Consider the following 21,360-nt stretch of genomic DNA (forward strand, 5'->3'; position numbering starts at 1 on the left):
TTGGGGTTTATGAAAGTCTTTTTTTAAAATATCCTTTAGTTGATTCAATGTAAGTGTCGCCAATTGCAACGACTCCCCCGGCAGCTGCTGCCGTATCATCTGCGTATGATAATAACTTGCCCGCATTAATACCATAAGGAACAATGTTACTGTTCTTGATCCCTTTGTTTCCGGAGAAATAAGCTTTTTGGGAATATGGTGTTATGTTTGGAAATGTCACTCCAGTAGTTGTGTCATCAATTAGGCCTGCTACTTTGTTGTAACAGTTTATTACCTGCAATGATTCATTATTTACAAAATTACTTTCAGCAAAATCGCATATTATTGATCCAGTTGCTATTTGAAGATTTAGATCAATATAAAATCTGTTACTAAAAACTAGAGATAAGCCAGCTTTAAATAGTGTTCCAGATGCTCCAAATCCCATAATATTGCTATTAGTTAATTTAAAACCGCTCCATGATCCTTTAAATGTTATTCCATCAAGGCAACCATAACCTCCTAATGTAGTTCCGGTGAATTGTCTAAATCCATCCCAAACACCCAATGACGAACAATTTTCGAAATTAACATCATTGAATTCAATAGCATGAGTACCATCAATGTCTTTTATATCAAATACAAAACCCGCTCCCGAATCAATTGTAATGTCTTTTAAGAAAAGATCACCGCAACCACCGGAAACGCTTTTAAAAATAGCTTCCCCTGCAACATTTTTCTTAATTTTAGAAACCTTTACACCATTACCGCCGACAGTTGTACCTTCTGCCGGAATTGTAATAAACTGTCCGGCGGTTAATGTCAATACACTTTCCACAACAAAACTATCAAGAGGATTTAAGGCTTTATTTACGAGTAGATTTTTAGTTTCTGTACGAACCGTATTTGACATTTTGTTATTAGGATAATCAATAGAGTCTTTCTTTTCATCTGTAATCTCAAAATCATATCGAGTTGATATTTTTTGGCCAGAACCTAATCTGATTGTTCCCCTGTTTTTTGCTTCAGTAACTGTGGACAAGTCAACGCTGTCAGCAGCATTTCCAAAAACATCAGTATATTGTATTAATGATCCGGTTCCACAATCGAAAAAACAATCACCTTTAAATAGTAAAGCAGTTCCAAGTGTAGCAGCCTTTATTATAGTAAGAAATACGTTTGGATTCCAATTGTAACCACCATTAAGTAATTTTATACTTACATTATTACACTCTAAAGCAGCATTTTGCATCCCAATCAGAGGCAATGAACTTGACTGATCTGCAGCTCCTTTAACAAATGTCAGATCTAAGTCTTTAAAAACATGAAAAAAGCCAGTACTCCTATTTGTTCCTGCTAATCTTATTTTATCCTGAATTGAAGGATGATTTACATCATAAGTAATAGTAGCTTTGCCAGTGAGATATTTCACTCCATCTAATGTCAAGTTTTTAACATTTCCATTTAAAAACTCAATTCGGCCTGCAACTATGGATACAAACCCAGTACAATCTATACTTCCAATTTTAGTTAAAACATACTCACTATAGCCCGCAAAAATATTTATATTGCTTAAAGAAGTAGTTTTAAAAATTGAAATTGATGAATTTAAAACCGTAGTGAATTGTAAATCAAATAAACTACCACTATTGGATCCGAAACTACCAACATTGTAGTTGTATACATTAATATTATAATCGTTTACCGGACTGTTCAAACACAATAAAGGCGAACTTCCATTCTGAGCACCAGTAATTGAGATTGTTTTAATCGATAAATTTTTAATAAAGCAAGATGCAAAATAAATACCGCGATTAACTTGCGGTTGTCCAGCAGTGACCCCCTTATTCTCAAGCTTATTAAAATCCCAGTCTATAGTACAGGTACTATCTGAAACTATGATTGCAAAAGCATTCTCGACTAAACTTGGAAATAGCGTCAAGTTTAAATTGTTACCCTTAAATACACAATAATTTACAAATCGAGACCTTGCATATTTAAATACAATTTCAACATTAAGCTCAGTTTCAACCCACCACGCAAATGTGCCAAAATCATTAACTTCATAAACACCTGATGTCAAAAACTCAATTTTCCAGTTTACACCATTTACTTGCCTTATTTTTATAGCCGCAATTGCCTTATCTAAGGTCAGAAAAGGCTTCTTACTATTCTCAACCTCACCTGTAATGTCATTTCCTGCCGTAGATACATAAACAGTATTTGAATTTAGAGAATCTATTTCAATTAATTTTTCATTTGGAAAGTATGATACACCTCTAAATCGTATAAAATTTGATATAGTGAACCTTTCATTTCCAAAAGTATCTTGAATAGAAATTTCTCGAGTAACGGGAGTTGGATCACTAATAACATTTCCAAAAACATTAATAAATGAAACAGCAACCGAATCAGCAGGAATATCCGGACGCGGCGCAACTGTTAAGCTTTCTGTACCAACAATTTTTGCAAGCGTATTATCCGATTTGAAGTAAATAAGATCAACTCTTTTGTAATCAGTTGCAGCTGCCGCAATTGTAGTTACAAATGCCAATGGATTTATTCTAACAGTTTTACTTATTAAAGCCGTATAACCTTCAGCAGGAAAAGTAAAGGTATTACTCAATCTTGTAGCCGGAAGTGCCGATATTAAAGTATTCGGTTGAAAAATATCATTTACAGAGTTAATTACATCATTTATTTGTTTTTGAATTTTTCCAAATGCAGCTAGAACAGAGTCAGTAGAAACTATCGAACCGCCAACCATAACTGACAAGCCTGATAAAGTCGTTGCCAAAACGCGAGCTACTTTAAAATAAAAATTCACGCTACCTTCAGGTAGCGCATCGGTTGTCGCCGGACCGACCGAACTACTTAAAATCCATCCCTCTTCAAAATCCCAAATATACTCTTGTGCATTAGCTCCAGAACCAGGATCAACAATTGCATAATCACCATCCTTACCTATCGGAATTGAAGATTGAAGATTAGCCACCGACGTGAACTTTCCTCGAAAATAAACATTGTAATCCGAAATGTTTAGTTTTAAATTTAGTTGCCCCTTATTCTCATCTATTTCATTTTTTAACATCTGGCCATTACCCAAATATCCTCCTCGATCTAGTTTACCATTCGCAGCATTTTCAGCACGATCTGCGGCATCTTCCGCTCTCTGTGCTGAGTTTTCATCCACAGTTACAATGACAGTCGATGGAATTTTTTGCGCAATCTCAACATTAATTTCACTCATCTTGTTGCTGATTTTTTAACAGTTACTGTACCTTCTATATAGTATAGGTTTTGAGTTGGTTTACTCATTAAGATATCATAGTAATATGTATCACATGCTAATTGTTTTGTTTGCTCCGCCGTAAAAACAACTGTTAAAACATTAGAATTTGACCCCGAAATAATTAATCCGCTACCCAATGACAACTCAACAATTGCTGAAGACGATTTTTGTCTTTTAATTTGCAGCTTTATAGTCGGGTACTGGTTTAAATCAATAGGATTTTTGTTAGTTTTAAAGTCAAGATCAAAGGAATGATTTTCATTTTGACGCAAAATGAAATTGTATTTTCCAATGGAATTTTTACTTGAAGTGTAGTCACTTATCTCAGGTATTACTGAAATAGCTCTAAATACAATTGTATCCGCAACCTGACGATTCGTACAGGAAAGTGTACCCGCCTCGGCTAGTTGCTTAATGAATTGACGTTCTAACTCATTTTCTCCTATGAGTTTGATATCATGAATGCCATTGGCTGTCGGTACTCTTTCTACTTTCATTGTTTTTTATTTGAATCAAAAATATTGGTCTTAGTAAATTTTTAAAAGGACACGATTAAATAAATAATCCTGACTTTTTTCGAATAATTTTATCTACAATGCCTTTTTCTGTTTTGTCTTCATAGCAATTGAATACTAGTGGGTTATCTACAATTATTTTCTTTAGAGATTTAAGGTATTCTTCACCTGCATTCTCTCGATCACATTTTAAATCCATACGATCTTGTTTTGCCAGCACCTGTTGCTTCTCCCATGGTAACTGATCTGAAGAAACTGTAAAAGAACTGTCTGTGAATTCAAATGTTCCGGAGAGTGCCGCCTTTGCTACAGTGAAAGCAACAACAGCTTTGCGAGCTTCCTCCTGAGCTCTTAAAATAATTGGATCAGTTGATTTGGTCTTTATAAAATTGAGTGTGCAATTACCCAACATCCCTCTTAAGTACTGATCTTCTATTTCACGCATGTAGGGTTTTAATGCCAGGAATGTTTGGCGGTTTTTTTTGATCGAGAAATGATCATTAAACTCAGTTGTTTGTTTAACAATGAAATCTTTAAAGACAGTGTAGTATTTTGAATTTGCCCATTCTGAAAAGTCGGCAACATTGTCTTCCATAATCTGGAAAGCGTAGTCCAAAGCTTCGTTGTAAGTTTTAATAAGCGATCTATTTAGGTCTCTTTTATCTTTCCAATCTGCAGTAGTAGATTCCTTATTCTCTGTTGATTTTGATCCTGAATTTGTAATTAAAACATTTAGTGTAGGCATTGCCAAAAACATTGCATTGTACGACACGGCTTCTTCCAATAATTCTTTAACCTGGTTAATGGGTTCCGTGCTATCCGGATCATAGGTGTGGACAACAATTGAATCGTATTGTTCCTGACCAATCAGGTCAAGAATTAAATTACGTTCAACTCTTTTCGCGTAAGGAAGAACTTTTAAAAAGTCAAAAGTTGCAGACAATACAATGTGTCGTTTTAAATCTGCTATGTTGTTTATTAATTTTGCCATGACTTATTTATGTATTACATTTTCCTGCCCGTTCGGGTTCTTATCTAAGGTTGTCAGATTAACACTCGAGAACTGACCAATCAAATTTCTTTCCCATCCGTTGAATGATCTCAAGAACTGCCAGTCATCTGAGACATGAATTCTCTTAGGAACCAATGTGGCGGATAAAACTGTATAGGCTTCGCGAATATTTGAACCTGAACCGCCCAAGTTAGAGGCACCCGGAGTGCCGGCACCAATGATCGCCGGATTGACACCAATTGCAAATAAAGTTTCAGAGTTTGCTGCGGAGGCATCCGGCAAGTAAGCACCTTCTTTTAATTTGTCATCGATTGCATTGACCTCGATGCCTTTTACATATTTTCCATTCTCTTCAAATATTGGAGAGACTAAAGAACGGCCACCTGCTTTATTACCGGCTAAATGTTCATCAATCGCAACAGCTAAATCTTCTCGTAATTTCTGACGCTTATCCGCGTCAAAATCGTCCCACTCATCTTTATAGAAGCTTTCAAAATAAAAATCAGATACGTACACGATGTATTTCATGTGGATTTGATTTTCAAAAAAGGCTTGTTTGAATTCAGGAACCGAGTTAGCTACTTCCATCCAACCATTACGATCAACCGCGTGCCAACCTGCTTTTGGATAATAATTTTCAGTTACAAAAGCATAAGAAGACGTAGTGATGAATTGAAATATTTTTCTCTTTTTGCATTCTTCCTTAATTTCAGTTGCAGTCATTTTATCCTTATCGAAATAAGGAATTGTAACGGTATAGTCTTTTTTTGCGTTTGACCAATCTGTATTGATAAATACGTTTGGAATTCTGCCTGACGGTTCCATTTTTTGAAACCTGCAATGCGCTGCTTTTAATCTGTTAACCCGTGTTAATGTTTCCCCGTTTGCCGATATCAGCCATTCAGTAAATGCAATTTCAAAAAGTGACAAGTCTTTAATCTTTGCTGCCCAATATTTGTCGAGATTATTTTCTTCAACAAATAATTCTATATCTGGGTACTCTTCTAGCAGTTGTTCCTGAAGCACAATCTCCGTCCCGACTTTTACTTTTTTATAAAGTCCAAAACCATTTCCGTACGTGGTGGAAGAAAGTGTATTTATTCCGCCAACCGCTGCACCATTTTTTAAAAACTTCTTATCGTAAAAATCTTGTGGATATAAATTATTAGAACCCCATTGGACTAGTTCACCCGTAGCCTCTTCATTTGTTGGATCGATAACTACTTTAATTGTTGGTGGAGTTTTTGAACTTCCTAATCCTGTTAAAGCGACCGAAGCTTGACCGACATGTAAATTTTTAAAATGCTTCATAATTAATAAATGACCTGAAGTCCGTTAAATTTTGTGATGTACAAAAAGTTTAATTTCTTGATTTGGCCTGATGGCAGTTCTATATTTCGTGTTCTGTTTTTAAAGTGATTTGGATTCTTACGTGTTCGCACAGTTCTGTAAAAATGATTTATGTCTACAAATGGTTTTCCTTTCATTTTTACACCAATCAGTAATTTTGCTCCGGAGTATTTTTTTAAAACACCACCCATTTTATTGTTTTTGTTGTAAGTCCTGAATTCAATTTCAAAAGGAACCGCTCGTCCAACTGAGTCTGTCTTTTTAATCTCTTCCAAAACTTGTCTCAAAAAAATCGTCTTAACCATAATTCAAAATTCGTTGTATGCTTAGTTTTTTAAAAGGACAGACTTTTTTAGTACTTTATTGTACCCTCAGTATCAAAACAAAAATGTTAAATGTTTGATTGTAAGTATTTTGACATTTAAAACACACTTTTCAATCTCATTGTTCGTACGAGAATGGCGGCCTGCCCCTAATCTGTATCTACACTTTCCGTTTTAAAGTATAGCGATATATGTGGGCGATGCCGATTGGAAATCAGTATCGATCGTGTTTATTTCATTGTATGCCCTTTGAATAAAGGAAGGAAGGCTTTGTCATCTCGTTGCGAGATCAGCTTCATCACTTGCCTATGGTAGCGCCAGTAGATCGGTATATCGAACGTGTCACTTAAGTGTGTCGCATGTTCCGGACGAATAGTCTTGGACTTCTCGCTTCGTTTATCTTTGACAATGGTATTAGGTTTGTTACCAGGAATAGCCGGTGCATTCTCAAGCGATACGATTAGGTCAGTACAGTTGTTCTCATTGATCTCAATAGCAGGTAATCCCTGTGTACCACCATGTTTAAGTATGTAGTTTACAACAATAAACTTTTGATTGTGTGGAGGATTCTCTGACCCCTTACGTACTTTCACTATCACCTTCCAACCATTACGCTTCAGGCACGCAATAGCCTGTTCCGCAAATGTTACACGAGAGTTAGCCTGAGTATTATTACCATTACGATCATAGTAAAACTCTATTACATTGTTGTGCTTCTTCTTTTCCTCATAGTACGGTGAGAACTCTTCATCAATAAGATCATCAATAATCTTAGGAGATATCACGTGAAAGGTTTTAAGTTTTCGGTATCGTTCGCCCTGATCCTGAGACACAGTCATGGAGTTGAAGTTACCCCAATCAATTGTGACAATAAGTGGTTTAGACTTGAGGTAGTCGGTATCCTGCTTACAATTGAAATCTTTCTTCTGTGCTTTCACACCAATTCCCTCCAGATACTCCATGTTGTAAGCATCTCGATAGTAATGTTTCTTTGGATCAAGGGAAGGGTAGAAGCCGTTGGTTACCTTACTTGGTCTGATATTCCGTATCTCGGCATTATAATGCATATCTGATGGCGCATTATCTTTCATGCGTTCAAACCAATCTTTAGAAAGGTTATGCTTATTTACTGCTGCGGGCGCTTTCGAAAACAATACTTTCCACGGTTGCTTCAATGCTAACGCTTCTAGATCAGTGAACCATTGACCCTTCTCAGTCATCGCTACCGATGAAGCGTAAATCTCAGCATTACATAAAGGCTGATCCTCATATAGCCCTCCACAGGTTGAACGATTGGTTGATTGAACGTTATTGAATAAACGCTCCTTATCCAACAGTACAGCTTCGTCTCCTATCACAATAGAACAGTTTATTCCACGACCACCATTCGCCTGATCATTACTTACAAGAATCCAAATGAAACCATTCGAAAAATGGATTACGTTATCCCATTTATCTGGAGACTGAAACGGCATATCGAAACCTAAAGAGCGACCACATTTCCCAACTACATAATCAATGCCCTCATAAATGCCAAACATTTCTAGTCCGGCCTTTGTTGAGGGTAATGTCCTGGACAACATCTGTTGAAATGTTTCACCCACAAGAACACCGGTAGCTTTAGGCATTTGCTTTACGGCCTCTTTAACAAACCAACCAAGTATTGTAGATTTTCCAGTACCACGTGCCCACTCCAAAACAATTGTTTTAATCCAAACCCAAGTGAGCAACAGCGGATTAAAGACCTTTTTACTTGAATGATGAATAACACTGATTTGAGCAATATTGAGCTCGATATCCTTATTCTTCTTCATCTTCGTCTTCTTTTACTTCCTGAAAATCGACATCTTCAGTGTCGAGGTTGTTGAAATTGATAACTCCTCCATCTTTATTAGCCTCAATACTTGCCAATACTGAAGGATGTACTTTTAACACGTAGGTCTGTGCTTTTAATTTTTCCGGATCAAATGACTGAGTTTTATCTTTATCGTAACTGCCTAATTTGATTCGTAACCCCATTGCTTTTAGATAAGCTGCTTCATCTTTATTTTTGATTGAGCGTTGTTGTGATTTTATTAAATCTTCACTGATCAGATACTTTTCAGCTTCTTTATGATTTTCAATCGGATTTCCAAAAACTGACATCGCGTAAGTTAGATATCGATAGGATTGAGCTCGGGAACACCCATACTCATTCATTATAACAGCCATCGCCTGTTCTTTTGAATGATAGTTGATCATTAAATTCCAAGCTTTATAAACCCGGATTCTTATTTCATCTTGTTTTTCAGTAAGCGTGACATTTTCCTCACCCTTCAGATAATACTTACGTATTTTGTCGAGTATAGTTACAGTTTTACGAACGACAACAGCCTTAGAACTCATAAATTGTAGAATTTTAACGCAATTTCATCAAACGGAAAGTGTAAGAAAAGGACAAATAAAAAACCCGCTGGATTGGCGGGTTTTACTTTATTCAAAAAATAGATCTATTTCACTTTTGGACAAAATATGTCCGTTTTTGCAAAGTTCAAAATCCAAATGATTATCCCGCATATACTTTACCCAACGCTTAACGGCAACATCAACAAATCGGGGATCAAGTTCAATTCCTCTACATTGTCGCCAAGTCATTTCACAAGAGATCAAAGTGGTACCTGAACCAAGAAAAGAATCTCCAACAATTTCAAACTGTTTTGTACTGTTTTTGATCAGATAAGTAAACATTTCAACCGGTTTCATAGTTGGGTGATCTTCACTTTTTAGAGGTTTGTTGAACTCTAATATTGTGGTTTGTTTACGATCAGAATACCAATTATGCGCTGCGCCTTCTTTCCAACCGTACAAACAAGGTTCATGTTTCCATTGATAATCTTGTCTACCCATCACAATTCCGTTTTTCAACCATATAAGGCACTGCGCCAATTTGAATCCGGCATCTTTTAAAGCATTTCTAAAATTAGCACCTTCGCTATCTGCATGAAAAACATAAATTCCTGCACCTGGATTAGAATGATCACAGGTAGCTTTATAAAATTCAAAAAGGAAAGTGTAAAAATCCGCACTCGACATGTTATCATTTTCAATCTGCAGCTTGTCTTTTGTGCCTCCGGTGTAATTTACGTTGTACGGAGGATCAGTCAGAACCATGTTAAAAAACAAACCTCCTAAAAGTTTTTGGTAAACGTCCGGTTCGCGACTATCACCGCAAATTACACGATGCACCAATTTTTTCTGAAGCGAACGCATTTCGTAAATATCTCCCAAAACGGATATCGGAACTTTCGGTGGTTCCGGATCAAATTCCGCTTCTTCTTCACTTATTAATTCAGAAGGTAGCATTAACTCCGGGAGTGGTATATCGTCGACATTTAAACCAATCGACAATAAATCAACATCGTCAAAGATTGCAGTTAGAATATCCAAATCCCAATCACCTACCTGAACATTCGAACGGATGTTATACTCCTTAAATTCCAGTTCTGTCAATTCTCGATTTGGTACCCGAACATCAATTATTTCTTCGCCTCTTCCAATTTCCATCAAAACAACAATTCTTTGATGTCCGGCAATAATTACATCGTTTGTATTTACCGCAGGTATTTCTGCAAGATTATACTTTTCTAAACTTTCCCTTAGTTTTTGTTTTTTCTCTTCTGAAAGTTTACGAGGATTGTATTCGTAAGGAATTAAATCTTTTACTTTCCTTTTTTCTGTAGACCACTGCAATGGAGCCAGTAATAAATCATTCATCTTTTAATTTTCTTCTAACGGTTTCTAAATCAATTTTAAGTTGCTGCAATTGCTCTAGTTTACGATTATACAAATTCAACAAACCTCTATCTTCAGGAGAAGATTTAACATTCTCATGCATAGATTCTAAGGTTTTATCACGTTTGCTTATCCTGGACTCAAGCTTATTTCGCATCATTACTAATTTGTTACCGGATAGTTTACTGATATCCTCGCTTTCTACAGTAGGCATTATCCGATTATGATCTTTCCAATGATCTAATATCATCCAAGATCGGTCGATTTTGGTCCACAAATCTTCCAGTTGAATAATAATTTTAAGTGCTGCGTTTTCGTCACCATCAGCTAAAGAGTTTAATTGGAATTTCAACTCACAGGCTAAATAAAAATCATTCACACGCTGACGATACGTAGAATGCAATTCCATTGGATACATAGCCATAGTTTCTTTTTGAAAAGAAACCGCCTCGGATTGCTTTATAATTTCTTTAATCAAAGAGTTGTCTTTTAGCTCTTTTGGCTGCTCAACCACAATATTTTCAACTTTTTGAACTATTGTAACCGAACCGCTCATTAAGGCTTTTTTGAGCTCGTATTTTAGTTTTAAGAAATTAGAAGCATTTTCCCTGGACAAACTTCTTAATAAGTTAGCGTTGCAAGTTGTCAATTGACTGTAAAGAGTCAAACCATCTGCATAGGTGCCGCTTGTAGAAAACCATGTTGATATATCCATGCTTATTGTTTTAAAAAAAATCCCGCACTATCGCGGGATTTTCAACTAACTAACCAAAAAAATATTCAATGACACATTACTTTAATCGGTTAAATTGCTCAAATTTCTTTTTGGCTTCTTCCTGAATAACAACATTATCAGGCTTCACCAAAACCAAAATTTCAACGTCTTCTATGCGTTTTGCTTTCCTGATCAGTTTAACAATTGTTGATTCTGATTCTTTTTTGAAAAGCTTTTCCGCACCGGGCTTCAATCCTAAATGCTCAAATCCATTTTTAAAAACCTGATAAGCATTGTTTGGGATTCCAGTTCGCAAATCAAACCTTGAGCCGTCCTGTAACTGGAAAGCACAAGGTATTGGTAGATTTACAATTTCAAAACTATTTTTCATTAGTCTTACGGTGTTTCAACAGGAAATTGAAGAGTTCCTTCGTATACAATCGGAATAGCATAAGATTCGATTGTAATCGTAACTCCTTTTTCGTCTTCACCACCTTTTCCGGTAGTCGCTTTAACCTCGCTCATGTAGGCAGGGTTAAACTTGTCACCGACAACACGTTTTTGTCCGTCACGTTCTGTGTACAAATACAATGATGGAATATTTTTCATTGTTAAGAAATAACCTAATAGTTTTTTACTATTTCCTGCAACGAAAAATGTGACAGCATTTTTGGTTTTTTTATTTCCTTTGTTACCCACAAGATCGACAGTTCCCTCACCCGTGTCAGGTTGAAAAATTATTTTGCCCCAACCTTTGCCAGCATTAAAGGTAATTGCGGTTGCAACAGTCACTGCTTCTTCATAATTATAACCAACTTCGCCGATTTTTTTAGGCATCGGAAAAGCTAATACATCTTCATGTTTAGCATAATAAAGTCCAACCTCAGACAAACCTGCCTGAATTTCTCCGTTTAGACAAGCGTCTAAATTTTCAGTTTCTACTTCTTCAAAACAACTCATTGCTTATTTTTTTAAGGTTAAAAATGATAAATCTCCTTCAACAAACAATTCCATAGAATCTTTGTCTACCATCCACTCTTCTTGGGTTCTTTCAACACCAAAACATCTAAATGCTGCCGGAGCATCATCAGTAAAAACAAACTCTCTTCCTTTAGAATCAGTGTAAACTTCTGCTGATTTACCTGATTCTTCATCTGTAGTTTCAAGTGTCGAAAGAACATTATCTCCTTTAGCTTCTAACAGAGCTTCTACCTCGTCTACAGTAAGCAATCTAACATCTTCTACTCCTAAGTATTCTGACAGCATATCTACAATGCCTTCCTGAAGTTGTAAGGATTTTGCCTCGACAAGTTTTTCACCTTCTTCATTAATTAGAATTGTTAAATCTTCGTCTGAGATTCCGTCAGGATATTCGATTTCTAGAGCTTTGGCAACTTTTCTTAAATAAGATGATGCTTCTAATTTTCTAAATGCAGAATCAACAGCATCTTTCCAGGCATCTTCTGGTATAACTGTAAGATCAACATTCAATTCTGCTGCTTTTTCAATTAGAGTGTTTTTTGTATCTAATTTTGCCTGTGCTTCACCTACAGCTTTTTTAAGCAGTGCTGCAGTCAAAGACTCGGCATTTATAATGCCGAGTTCTTTTGCTTTTTCTAATAATTCTTTACTCATAATTACGTAATGTTAAAGGGCTTCTTCAGGATAATACAAAGCATTTAATGCTGCATTACCTAAACCTCTAACCGCTCCAACAGCAGAAGTATTCATAATGACTAATTCATTAACTGCATAATCATACCCCAAAGTGAATTCTCCAAAAACTTTGATTTTGTAATCTAATTTTTGAACATCAGTGATCGTTGCAGGATTCTCTACAACATCGACCATTCTCACAAAATTTCCTTCAAGAGTTGACGCAATGTGATTTGCATTCATACCAGGTATACCAACAATGGGACGCTCACCTAAACGAGTTCTATTTCGTTTATCAGCTGAGTAATCAGTATTTTTTCCAAAAGTATCTTCATACAATAATTTGTAATTCTGAGCATTTGTTGTGCTCATTTTAAGAAACTTGATAGAGTCTTTGTATTGCTCAGGAATACCTTTTTCATAAGCCAAAACAACATCCATGATATTGGTGCTAGTGATAGCATCAGTAGGAATTTTGAAACACGGATTATCAGTATTGGCTAATAATGCAATATGAACCTGGTTTAAACCATCCATAGATGCCAACCATGCTGTTGGAGTAGCAGCATTATAAACACCTTTTACAGAAAGAATATTTACATCACTAATGATTTTTGCAGCAAGCATTGTCATTATGTGTTTTGAAATAGTCTTATCTTTTAACTCAACACCTTCATCGTATTTTTGCTGAACCCAAGAACCAAGAATCTCAGCAGGAGTAAAGGCAAAATTTACTTTTTGATGATAGTTTTTCAACTGTTTTCCTCGAAATTGCACATCGGCAGTTTCTGTCCATGTTGGACTGAAAGCTTGAACAACATGTCCCATTACTGAATTCACAGAAGCAAACTCACCGCGAATCCTAGGGATTAACTTTGCATATTTGTTCAATAGAATTTCATTGGACATAACTGCAGCGTTTAAAATCGTAGGATTTTGCGCTGCAAATCTTTTAGTTTCTTCTAAAATTTGATCTATATTCATAATTAAAATTTAAGCTTTATTATAAAACTCATTGTGAGCATCTGTTTGGATTGCAATTGAGTCTTTTTCCTCAAACTGATCACCGTCAGATTTTGCAATTGTAGCAATCGCACCGGAGCGTTTTCCGTACTCCACAACCTTAGAACCCAAAAGTTCAATTTTTGATTCATTGGTTGCTTTCGCGTCCACACCTGCAGTTAATTTAGCGGTTTCAAGCGCCGAACTAATTGCGGTTTCAAGCGCAGTAACTTTACCCTCAGCTGTAGTTACCTTTGTTCTTTCTTCTGTAAGCGCAGTATTATGTCCGGAAAGAGAAAGCTCTATCTTTTCAAGTTGTGCCTCAGTCATCTGAATTCCTTTTTTTCCGGCAATCGTAGAGATGGTTGCAATACCTTCTCCTTGAACACCGATAATTCCCTGAATTAGAGGAAAACTTTTAGTGTTTTTCGACATAGTTTTTGTTTTTAAATTAGTTTTTTCACTAGAATTATTTGTATCAGTCATAGCTTTCTTTAGCTCGTAGACTTTATTTATAGCATCTTGCTCCGTTCCAACAGCATCTACCAATCCCATTTCAAGCGCTTCTTCACCATTCCAAACTCCGCCTTTAAATACCTTGGGATTCAAGATTGATCTGGCACCTTTCATGTCGTCGATAAATTTTTGCCCATCCGGATTAAGTTCTTTGGTGATGTAGTTTTTATAATTTTTGTCTGATCCAGACATAACATCTCTGTACGATTTGTTTTTTTCCTCAGATAAATCAGAGTAAATGGTGTGTACTTTAAGACCAAAACTTTCATAATATCCATTCCAGTCAAAAAGTTCTGTGTAAATACCAATAGAGCCAATTGCATCAGCTCGTTTATTTGCAATTATAAAAGATGAAGGAGCGGAGAAGTAATATGCACCGGAACACAACAGACCGTTTGTATAAACGACAATTGGTTTCGTTTTCTTAAACTCGTTGATGTAATCGTAAAATTCGGGAGTCCCATATTTCTGACCTCCTCCTGAATCCACTTTTAAAACAACACCAGCAACGGTAGGATCATTTTTAAAGCGATCTAATAATTGCATGTATTCCTGAGTTCCAAGCATTCCGTCCCACCAATCGTAATATTTTACAACTGGTCCGATAAAATCAATAACCACAACCTTACCGGAATCATCAACCAAATTAACATCTGAGGAAGATTGATCAGCATAAGAAACAAATGCAGTTTCAAGTTCTTTGACTGTTTTGTCGACTGAAACAAGGCCGGAAGTAATCGACTTGAAATAATGAGGAATTAATGCATCCAAATATGATTCGGATACAAATAAACTGCCTTGAAAGAAATTAGAAATTTGTTTGCTCAAAATTTTACATTGTATCGTTAGTATTATTGATGATGCAATTTTACTACGATAATGAGCCGGTAAAAAGGACAGGTTTTTAAGTTAAAACCTTTAAAAAGTAAGCGTTTCCACGACATGTAACGGTAAATCCATTGTCATTTTGAGGATTGGTTGTGTTGTCATCGTTATATAAATATTCCAATGGCATTTCATTACAACCTAAAATTATTCTTCCTGAAGCATGATGTAGAACCACAATAACTTTTCTATTATGTAAATTTTCTAATCCTTCAATGGTTTTTGATTTTTGATTATTAATAGATATTTCAATTTTATAATCTTTAAGCATTCCTGCATCGGTCATCTTTGAAGTAGAAGGATACTTCAAATCTTCGGGTATTAATTCATTTATAACGATTGCCAAATCTTCATCAAAAGAAATGTCACGTTTTTCCAAAACATATTTCATAGGATAAAAAACCGACTTAGAATCTAAAATAGAAACCTTAGTGATGTTTTTATAATTTTCAGAAGTTATTGCACTTATCATCGATGTAAAAATATATATTATTTAATGAATAGACTGCCCAAAAACCGAAGGACAAATCGTGGGAAAAAAAAATTGTCCTTTTATAAATTACGTACCAAATCTTTCAAAATCGTCTCCAATTTAATATCATCTTCAGTTAAATTGTAATGGAAAATAAATTGTTCAACAGCTGTTTTTTTTGGAATGTCATTCATAGAGTAATTTAATGCAACATAGGAACGAACCTCCTCTTTAAAGATACGGTCTACTTGTGAATTAAATTTTCTAATAATTTTTTTATCAATAAAAATCCCGTAATCTTCCATGTAGCGTAAGGAAATGTCTACAGGAAAGGTATACTCATCAGTAACTGCGTCAAGTACACAATACCTTTTTGAGAGAATGTCTAAAACAAGATTTCCGTATAAATTGTTTTTTGAAACAATCAATTTCTCACCTACTTTTTTTTGCAAAAATTTATACACGTGAGGCTTTACCGGAAAGTGAACCGTCACAACTGCTTTATCACTCATGTTTTTTTTGGTATTAAATTTCAATTTTCAAATATACATTAATTAATGAATATTTTTTAGGTTTTTTAGTTCAACAGTTCAACATATTGAAAACAAAGAGATTATTTTGAAATTTAGCGTTGAACTACATGAAACCTGTCGGAACTTAAAAAAATAGTTCCACATATTCCACAAAGTAAAACTCTTTTAAAATTGATTTAATGATTTGATTTATATAATGTTATTAAATATATGTGGAACTGTTGAACTGTTGAACCTTACTATATTCCGCTACTTTCACTTTCACAAACTTTTTTCAATAATGGGGGGCGGGGAAAAAAGTAAAAAGGTAAATTACTGACTTTTACCGGCGGCTATTTAATTTGTTGGCCGTGATTAATTACAGTTCTGGAGTCAACTACTCCACGTCTCAACATCCTGAATATACATTGCAATATTGGGGCGCGGGGTAGTGCATTAAATTATAATTTGAATGGTCGAGCCGTTCTTATTGTCGGCGACAATAATTACCGTTCGAACCGGTTAGTAATTTGAATGCCCGATATGTTATAATTTAGGACAGCGAGGTGTTATGATTCGAATTATCTTTGTATGCCTAAAAATGAAATGGAGATGAAAACAGATGATGAAAAAGCAAAGGAAGTTAATGACTATATTCTCAAATGGTCTAAATTGAGAAATACATCACGTGGCTTTTTCTAATTTTCATTTATTTTTTGTCAACATCCGTTAACTATAATTTGAGTCATAAACCAGATAATTAATCCTGCGATGGTCAAAAATCCGAATACATTAATTCGCCTTTCTATCCGTTTTTGCTTTTCGTTCATGGCCGTTATTTTTTTTGCCATTTCTATCTCGTGGTAATCTCTAATGTTTCTATATTTATCTGTCATAAGATCAAAAGTATTCCGTTGTTTTTATTCGTTTTTACGGATTTCCGCCATTTAGCGTGGAAACTCTGAACCAATTTCAAGCTTTGAATAATCAGTACAGTGATGTTCTAAAAAGATTTTTAAAATTTTTTCTCTTAAAACTAAATAATCCTCTTTTGACGCCGGTTTGAAATTGTAAATGGATATATTAGATTGCATACATTTATAAAGATCTTTAACGTTTCTATAACCGGAATAACAACAATCATTCCTTCCAAAATCAATTTTAAAAGACCCATATTCGTGTTTTTCAATATCACTTGAATAAAACAACCGTATATCTTCAATACGCTTAAATTTAATTTCACCGTCATGTTGTGGAATTTCCATGTAACTTTCAAGATTAAAATCTATAAAGCTTTCACTACTTTCATCTTTCAGGAAATAATGAATTTTATTTGCTTCGGTAATAGTTCCCATTTTTATATTTTTAAGAGTTAAAAAAAGAGGTCTTTCCCACGTCAGTCTTATTGTAATTTAACAGGGTGCATGAAACTTACCATTTATTCTCCCGATTATAACACATTACAACTAGCTACCTTGCCGACAAGCAAAGCTCCTTATAGAATAATGGCGTTATGCTGATAGTCTTTTTTGCTTATAATCAAGAACAGCTTCAATGTTGTGATCCAAAATTTTATAGAACCATTCCGGAGGAACTGCGTTTCCGATTAATTTAATCGCTTTTTTATGAGATAGTTTTAAGCCTTTTTGTGAAAAAAAATCCCTCGGGAATGTGCTTATTTCTGCTAATTCTTCACTCGTGAGGAAACGGGCTTTAACATCAAATTCATTTATCAATGTTACTAATTGGTGTTTTGGCTCACTTAGAATTGGAGTGAGTGGTTTGTCAAGGCTTTTTACATTGGATTCTGGTTTACCGAAACCGCTATAATACTCACAGATAAACTGAATTTTTTCGAGTGTCACTAGTTGATGAATGTCGCGGCAGGGAATTGTATTTAGAGGGTCTTCTAACTTCTGAGTTTGAATTGTTCCGTAATGCTGCGCGATGAATTGTTCAACTGTAACAAGTTGCTTTGTTTGCCGGCATAATTGCGGCCTTAACGGATCTTCAGGTAACTGAAAGAAATCTTGATGGCAATAATCTGCAATAAATTGCATTTTTTCAATGCTGATCAGTTGATGTCTATTTTCACAAGTTTGCGTTCTTAACGGCTGTTCTAAACTTTGACCTCTTGATTCTCCCGCTTTACCTCCATAATAAGTTGAAATAAATTGTGCCAAATCTGGAGTATATTTATTAATTCCGGCTCCAATTCTTCTTAAACTTTTCGGTGAGTATGCCTTACGATGATTTTTACGAATGTTCTCATTGTACTTTCTACCAAAAATGCTTTCTCCTACATTTTCTAAGTCAATATAATTTTTACATGGTATCCATGGTAATTTTCCGTCTGTACCAAATTCGTTATGCGTTGGTTCTGGCCACGATGCCTGGATACCATCTTTGTAAAAAATAGCAAAGTACCTGGTCCTTGTTGTTGCTATTCCGTCATCTGCAGCACAACGAATACTTTCCGTATAATTGTACCCCAAATCCATCATTGCTTGTTTCCATTTTTCAAATTCCTCACCAGCACGACTTTTATCCGGTTGACCATCTTCTCCAAGTGGAGCCCATTTTTTTACACCAGGAACATTTTCTACGGTTAATACTAAGGGATTAAGAAATTTTATATACCTATACAATTCCCATCCCATCATATAACTTTTTTGATCTATTCTTTTTGAGCCAATTGCGGGTGTATGATAATCACATTCAAATGAAGCTTGTATAACATCTACACGCTCTAATTCGTGTTCGTCCTGCATATAGATATCGGCAAAGTAAACTTTGGTGTTGTTTAAATGAAAATAAGCCGTCTTACAGGCAATATTGTCATGATTTAAAACCCAACGAACATCGACATTTGGATGTTTTTTGGCTGCTGAAGCGCAACCAAGACCACCGGCGAAAAACTCGGCATATTTTGCTTTTTTTGAATTACTTTTAATAGCATCCGGATCGTAGTTAAGATTGAGGTTATATTGGTTTGTATTGATTTTCATAGTTTAATTTTTTAATAAAAGTTCACTTTGTTTTCCGTTGTTAGAATTCGTCATTGTCAAAGGATAATTAATCCATATACATTCCTGAACCTGTTTTGATCGGATGTTGTTCTTCTTTGTTGGAAATTTAATTTTAATCCATCCTTTGCTTTCAAAGAGTTCATAAATCAAATCGCAATCGTATCCGGATATCATTGCATAGCCTTTTATGTTATAAAGTATGGTTGCCAATTTGGTTTTATCTCCAGACATCATTCGTTTTTTTTACGGTTGGTTACTTGAATTTTAACATTTTTATAAGGAATCTTAAAAGGAAATCTCACATTAGGATTTCGGGGATTTTCTATAAATGAAATCGAATCGTTTTTTATCTCATATTCATTTGTATAATAACTCCTATTATTTGAATCTGTGATTTGATAGTTTGTTATGAAATGCCCGGTTGAACAGGAAAACAAGTAGAAAAGCCACGACGAAATAAAACCGAGTCCAAACCATAGCATTCTTATAATATTCTGATTGCTTTTCTCTTCTTTGTGTTCCATTTGATGTAAGCAGGCTTCTTTGTGAAGCCCGCAAACGGTACAATTAGTATTCTTCATTGTCTAATTGGATTAAGTAGGTCTGGTATCGCTCAAAACACATTTTTAATTTTTCCCAACAAGCATCTTCAATCAAACTATTAAAACTATCAAACAGTATTGAATCACCTTCTAATGCGACATTTGGTGTATCTTTTTCAATATCTTTTTTTGAAACGGCTGCAGTATATTCACAGTCATAAAAAGAAAAACTAGCCCATACAACTTGCAACTCATTGGGATCAGTTGTTTTTCCATCTAGACTTAGCAATGTTATATTTTTATCCCAACTTTCATTAATTCGCATAATTTTACTATTTAGAGGTTAACGGTTCAATTGTGAACACTTCAGTTTCATAATCATCATCGTGACAAATTATATTTACAAAAAGACCAGGAGAGTACTCTTCCTCAGTAACTTTTTTTAATCCGGAAGAATACTGAGTTAACAGCTCACCAACAGGCATTTTGTGAAATTTTTGTTTTACGAAACCAAAGCCTTCTAAACCGTCTTTTATTCCTCCCCTGGTTAGGCCTTTTGCCAAATGTTTTGCAAAATCTTCTTGTCTGCAATCTTCGTCAGTTTCAAAAAAGCTTTCCGACCATTGTTCAATTACTTCATTTGTATATATTGCGTCGTCGATTTCGATTTCATATTCATCAATACGTGTTACTTCAACTTTATATTTTCTTAAGGCCATGATTATTGTTTTATAGGTTCGTTTTGAAATTCTCTTCTAACATTGGTTCCTTCAGAAAGAAATGTCATGTAATCTGTGTCTGGGTATTTCACTTCTAATTTCCCCCATTCTCTACCAATTCCCATTTTATCTAAACCTGTAACTTCTTTTTGGGCAACAACGTCACCACTTTGAAAAGGCCTTTTTGATTTAGTTTGTACAACTAGATATTTATACTTTGCCATATTTTTTAATTATTTGAGGTTGAACGAAAAGCTGATGGTTTTACGATCTGATCATCTTGTACCATCAAGTAAGTTTTTACAGGATAAACTGTGGAGCGTAACGAATTTTTCATGTTATAACCTCCCGTCGCAAATCCATTAGAATCGATGTGTAATAATTTTGAGGTTATACCGAATTTATTTGCGCAATTCTGGTTGTTTTTTTCCCAAGATTTGAAATCTGTAAATTCTCCAATAAATTGAACTTTTATCGAAATTGTAGTGATCCTATTTTGATTTGTATTTTCCATTTTCTTTGATATTAAAATTTAACTTCTAGATTTTTTGTGTGAATTTCTCTGATTATTTCAGCATTACTTATGCTGTTCTGAGATACTTGTTCCCACTCCTTAACTCCTTTTTCTTTGACAAACTTTAAGCTTGTGTTAATTGCAGATAGGTTTTGCCGGGTATTTACAATCCCTCTCTGAATTTTACCCAGAGATTGATAAACCTGAGTGTCGTGGACTTTCCTTCGTAAACTTTTGTGTGTGTTTTTCATCGCTAAATGTTTTGATTATTAATTGTTTTTAAAAAGTCGTTTTTAATGCATGTTAGTTTATATAACTCGAAAATTTTGTCCCATACAGACGGCACTACCTCTTTTACTTTTTGAATACCACGAGGTGTCTTTATCACAGTTTCTTTAACAGAAGCTACTTTTTCGTAGTAGTGATCACCAACTTTCTCTTCTCCATTGGTATTGATTATAATTTTATACCTTCCATTGTTCGAACACTTTGGATAGATTGTAATTTTATGATCATTACATGCCTTTGCGTATTTGTAAAATTCTTTGCCGTCCAT

26 protein-coding genes are annotated in these 21,360 nt (G+C 35.0%); all 26 read right to left on the reverse strand.

Annotation, left to right across the window (positions count from 1 at the left end; translation table 11 throughout):
• Positions 1–7 precede the first annotated feature (7 nt).
• The 26 genes from ACN1CN_RS10020 to ACN1CN_RS10145 all read right to left on the reverse strand — a co-directional run bounded on the left by ACN1CN_RS10020 (position 8) and on the right by ACN1CN_RS10145 (position 21,360).
• The gene (locus ACN1CN_RS10020) at positions 8–3,229 is read right to left on the reverse strand and encodes a hypothetical protein (RefSeq protein ID WP_419135534.1); all 3,222 of its coding nucleotides are present in this window, start codon (positions 3,227–3,229) and stop codon (positions 8–10) included.
• Positions 3,226–3,768 carry a hypothetical protein gene (locus tag ACN1CN_RS10025; RefSeq protein WP_419135535.1) on the reverse strand — a complete coding sequence of 181 codons (543 nt, stop codon included), beginning with the start codon at positions 3,766–3,768 and terminating at the stop codon, positions 3,226–3,228. Before ACN1CN_RS10025 ends, ACN1CN_RS10020 begins: the two co-directional genes overlap by 4 nt.
• 55 nt (positions 3,769–3,823) lie before the next feature.
• Positions 3,824–4,777, reverse strand: a complete 954-nt coding sequence (locus ACN1CN_RS10030) for a DUF6712 family protein (protein ID WP_419135536.1) — start codon at positions 4,775–4,777, stop codon at positions 3,824–3,826.
• Positions 4,778–4,780: 3 nt separating this feature from the next.
• Entirely contained in the window at positions 4,781–6,109 is a 1,329-nt protein-coding gene (locus tag ACN1CN_RS10035; RefSeq protein WP_419135537.1) for a hypothetical protein, read from the reverse strand.
• 2 nt (positions 6,110–6,111) lie between these two features.
• Positions 6,112–6,453 carry a hypothetical protein gene (locus ACN1CN_RS10040; RefSeq protein WP_419135538.1) on the reverse strand — a complete coding sequence of 114 codons (342 nt, stop codon included), beginning with the start codon at positions 6,451–6,453 and terminating at the stop codon, positions 6,112–6,114.
• Between the two features lie 248 nt (positions 6,454–6,701).
• Positions 6,702–8,285 (reverse strand): hypothetical protein, encoded by a 1,584-nt coding sequence (locus ACN1CN_RS10045; RefSeq protein ID WP_419135539.1) that lies wholly within the window; start codon positions 8,283–8,285, stop codon positions 6,702–6,704.
• Positions 8,272–8,856: a hypothetical protein gene (locus ACN1CN_RS10050; RefSeq protein ID WP_419135540.1), complete on the reverse strand. Its 585-nt coding sequence runs from the start codon at positions 8,854–8,856 to the stop codon at positions 8,272–8,274. The genes ACN1CN_RS10045 and ACN1CN_RS10050 overlap by 14 nt, the downstream gene beginning before the upstream one ends.
• Positions 8,857–8,943: 87 nt before the next feature.
• Positions 8,944–10,224, reverse strand: coding sequence for a DNA modification methylase (locus tag ACN1CN_RS10055; protein ID WP_419135541.1), 1,281 nt, complete (start codon positions 10,222–10,224; stop codon positions 8,944–8,946).
• Positions 10,217–10,957: a hypothetical protein gene (locus tag ACN1CN_RS10060; protein WP_419135542.1), complete on the reverse strand. Its 741-nt coding sequence runs from the start codon at positions 10,955–10,957 to the stop codon at positions 10,217–10,219. The genes ACN1CN_RS10055 and ACN1CN_RS10060 overlap by 8 nt, the downstream gene beginning before the upstream one ends.
• Before the next feature lie 76 nt (positions 10,958–11,033).
• On the reverse strand, positions 11,034–11,348 hold the full coding sequence (locus ACN1CN_RS10065; protein ID WP_419135543.1) for a hypothetical protein: 315 nt from the start codon (positions 11,346–11,348) through the stop codon (positions 11,034–11,036).
• Between the two features lie 5 nt (positions 11,349–11,353).
• Entirely contained in the window at positions 11,354–11,917 is a 564-nt protein-coding gene (locus tag ACN1CN_RS10070; protein ID WP_419135544.1) for a hypothetical protein, read from the reverse strand.
• 3 nt (positions 11,918–11,920) lie between these two features.
• A complete protein-coding gene (locus ACN1CN_RS10075) occupies positions 11,921–12,592 on the reverse strand; it encodes a hypothetical protein (protein ID WP_419135546.1) in 672 nt (223 codons plus the stop codon).
• Positions 12,593–12,604: 12 nt separating this feature from the next.
• Positions 12,605–13,597: a hypothetical protein gene (locus ACN1CN_RS10080; protein ID WP_419135547.1), complete on the reverse strand. Its 993-nt coding sequence runs from the start codon at positions 13,595–13,597 to the stop codon at positions 12,605–12,607.
• Between the two features lie 9 nt (positions 13,598–13,606).
• Entirely contained in the window at positions 13,607–14,959 is a 1,353-nt protein-coding gene (locus ACN1CN_RS10085) for a S49 family peptidase (protein ID WP_419135548.1), read from the reverse strand.
• Positions 14,960–15,035: 76 nt separating this feature from the next.
• On the reverse strand, positions 15,036–15,488 hold the full coding sequence (locus tag ACN1CN_RS10090) for a hypothetical protein (RefSeq protein ID WP_419135550.1): 453 nt from the start codon (positions 15,486–15,488) through the stop codon (positions 15,036–15,038).
• An 80-nt stretch (positions 15,489–15,568) separates the two neighbouring features.
• The gene (locus ACN1CN_RS10095; protein WP_419135551.1) at positions 15,569–16,000 is read right to left on the reverse strand and encodes a hypothetical protein; all 432 of its coding nucleotides are present in this window, start codon (positions 15,998–16,000) and stop codon (positions 15,569–15,571) included.
• A 947-nt stretch (positions 16,001–16,947) separates the two neighbouring features.
• Positions 16,948–17,355, reverse strand: coding sequence for a hypothetical protein (locus ACN1CN_RS10100; RefSeq protein ID WP_419135552.1), 408 nt, complete (start codon positions 17,353–17,355; stop codon positions 16,948–16,950).
• A gap of 156 nt (positions 17,356–17,511) precedes the next feature.
• On the reverse strand, positions 17,512–19,008 hold the full coding sequence (locus ACN1CN_RS10105; protein WP_419135553.1) for a DNA cytosine methyltransferase: 1,497 nt from the start codon (positions 19,006–19,008) through the stop codon (positions 17,512–17,514).
• Positions 19,009–19,011: 3 nt separating this feature from the next.
• Positions 19,012–19,260, reverse strand: coding sequence for a hypothetical protein (locus tag ACN1CN_RS10110; RefSeq protein WP_419135554.1), 249 nt, complete (start codon positions 19,258–19,260; stop codon positions 19,012–19,014).
• Positions 19,260–19,610, reverse strand: a complete 351-nt coding sequence (locus tag ACN1CN_RS10115; protein WP_419135555.1) for a hypothetical protein — start codon at positions 19,608–19,610, stop codon at positions 19,260–19,262. The genes ACN1CN_RS10110 and ACN1CN_RS10115 overlap by 1 nt, the downstream gene beginning before the upstream one ends.
• Positions 19,597–19,896: a hypothetical protein gene (locus ACN1CN_RS10120; protein WP_419135556.1), complete on the reverse strand. Its 300-nt coding sequence runs from the start codon at positions 19,894–19,896 to the stop codon at positions 19,597–19,599. Before ACN1CN_RS10120 ends, ACN1CN_RS10115 begins: the two co-directional genes overlap by 14 nt.
• A gap of 7 nt (positions 19,897–19,903) precedes the next feature.
• Entirely contained in the window at positions 19,904–20,290 is a 387-nt protein-coding gene (locus ACN1CN_RS10125) for a hypothetical protein (protein WP_419135557.1), read from the reverse strand.
• Positions 20,291–20,292: 2 nt separating this feature from the next.
• Positions 20,293–20,514 carry a hypothetical protein gene (locus ACN1CN_RS10130; protein ID WP_419135558.1) on the reverse strand — a complete coding sequence of 74 codons (222 nt, stop codon included), beginning with the start codon at positions 20,512–20,514 and terminating at the stop codon, positions 20,293–20,295.
• A gap of 5 nt (positions 20,515–20,519) precedes the next feature.
• Positions 20,520–20,804 carry a hypothetical protein gene (locus ACN1CN_RS10135; protein WP_419135559.1) on the reverse strand — a complete coding sequence of 95 codons (285 nt, stop codon included), beginning with the start codon at positions 20,802–20,804 and terminating at the stop codon, positions 20,520–20,522.
• 11 nt (positions 20,805–20,815) lie between these two features.
• Positions 20,816–21,055: a hypothetical protein gene (locus ACN1CN_RS10140; RefSeq protein ID WP_419135560.1), complete on the reverse strand. Its 240-nt coding sequence runs from the start codon at positions 21,053–21,055 to the stop codon at positions 20,816–20,818.
• 2 nt (positions 21,056–21,057) lie between these two features.
• Positions 21,058–21,360, reverse strand: coding sequence for a hypothetical protein (locus tag ACN1CN_RS10145; RefSeq protein ID WP_419135561.1), 303 nt, complete (start codon positions 21,358–21,360; stop codon positions 21,058–21,060).

Origin of the sequence: Flavobacterium sp. T12S277 (genome assembly GCF_048514875.1) — a bacterium.
GTDB lineage: Bacteria > Bacteroidota > Bacteroidia > Flavobacteriales > Flavobacteriaceae > Flavobacterium.

Bases quoted from the DNA above. Each gene is read 5' to 3' on its own strand.
- ACN1CN_RS10020 (WP_419135534.1), bottom strand. From the start codon at position 3,229: ATGAGTGAAATTAATGTTGAGATTGCGCAAAAAATTCCATCGACTGTC.
- ACN1CN_RS10025 (WP_419135535.1), bottom strand. From the start codon at position 3,768: ATGAAAGTAGAAAGAGTACCGACAGCCAATGGCATTCATGATATCAAA.
- ACN1CN_RS10030 (WP_419135536.1), bottom strand. From the start codon at position 4,777: ATGGCAAAATTAATAAACAACATAGCAGATTTAAAACGACACATTGTA.
- ACN1CN_RS10035 (WP_419135537.1), bottom strand. From the start codon at position 6,109: ATGAAGCATTTTAAAAATTTACATGTCGGTCAAGCTTCGGTCGCTTTA.
- ACN1CN_RS10040 (WP_419135538.1), bottom strand. From the start codon at position 6,453: ATGGTTAAGACGATTTTTTTGAGACAAGTTTTGGAAGAGATTAAAAAG.
- ACN1CN_RS10045 (WP_419135539.1), bottom strand. From the start codon at position 8,285: ATGAAGAAGAATAAGGATATCGAGCTCAATATTGCTCAAATCAGTGTT.
- ACN1CN_RS10050 (WP_419135540.1), bottom strand. From the start codon at position 8,856: ATGAGTTCTAAGGCTGTTGTCGTTCGTAAAACTGTAACTATACTCGAC.
- ACN1CN_RS10055 (WP_419135541.1), bottom strand. From the start codon at position 10,224: ATGAATGATTTATTACTGGCTCCATTGCAGTGGTCTACAGAAAAAAGG.
- ACN1CN_RS10060 (WP_419135542.1), bottom strand. From the start codon at position 10,957: ATGGATATATCAACATGGTTTTCTACAAGCGGCACCTATGCAGATGGT.
- ACN1CN_RS10065 (WP_419135543.1), bottom strand. From the start codon at position 11,348: ATGAAAAATAGTTTTGAAATTGTAAATCTACCAATACCTTGTGCTTTC.
- ACN1CN_RS10070 (WP_419135544.1), bottom strand. From the start codon at position 11,917: ATGAGTTGTTTTGAAGAAGTAGAAACTGAAAATTTAGACGCTTGTCTA.
- ACN1CN_RS10075 (WP_419135546.1), bottom strand. From the start codon at position 12,592: ATGAGTAAAGAATTATTAGAAAAAGCAAAAGAACTCGGCATTATAAAT.
- ACN1CN_RS10080 (WP_419135547.1), bottom strand. From the start codon at position 13,597: ATGAATATAGATCAAATTTTAGAAGAAACTAAAAGATTTGCAGCGCAA.
- ACN1CN_RS10090 (WP_419135550.1), bottom strand. From the start codon at position 15,488: ATGATAAGTGCAATAACTTCTGAAAATTATAAAAACATCACTAAGGTT.
- ACN1CN_RS10095 (WP_419135551.1), bottom strand. From the start codon at position 16,000: ATGAGTGATAAAGCAGTTGTGACGGTTCACTTTCCGGTAAAGCCTCAC.
- ACN1CN_RS10100 (WP_419135552.1), bottom strand. From the start codon at position 17,355: ATGGGAACTATTACCGAAGCAAATAAAATTCATTATTTCCTGAAAGAT.
- ACN1CN_RS10105 (WP_419135553.1), bottom strand. From the start codon at position 19,008: ATGAAAATCAATACAAACCAATATAACCTCAATCTTAACTACGATCCG.
- ACN1CN_RS10110 (WP_419135554.1), bottom strand. From the start codon at position 19,260: ATGTCTGGAGATAAAACCAAATTGGCAACCATACTTTATAACATAAAA.
- ACN1CN_RS10115 (WP_419135555.1), bottom strand. From the start codon at position 19,610: ATGAAGAATACTAATTGTACCGTTTGCGGGCTTCACAAAGAAGCCTGC.
- ACN1CN_RS10120 (WP_419135556.1), bottom strand. From the start codon at position 19,896: ATGCGAATTAATGAAAGTTGGGATAAAAATATAACATTGCTAAGTCTA.
- ACN1CN_RS10125 (WP_419135557.1), bottom strand. From the start codon at position 20,290: ATGGCCTTAAGAAAATATAAAGTTGAAGTAACACGTATTGATGAATAT.
- ACN1CN_RS10130 (WP_419135558.1), bottom strand. From the start codon at position 20,514: ATGGCAAAGTATAAATATCTAGTTGTACAAACTAAATCAAAAAGGCCT.
- ACN1CN_RS10135 (WP_419135559.1), bottom strand. From the start codon at position 20,804: ATGGAAAATACAAATCAAAATAGGATCACTACAATTTCGATAAAAGTT.
- ACN1CN_RS10140 (WP_419135560.1), bottom strand. From the start codon at position 21,055: ATGAAAAACACACACAAAAGTTTACGAAGGAAAGTCCACGACACTCAG.
- ACN1CN_RS10145 (WP_419135561.1), bottom strand. From the start codon at position 21,360: ATGGACGGCAAAGAATTTTACAAATACGCAAAGGCATGTAATGATCAT.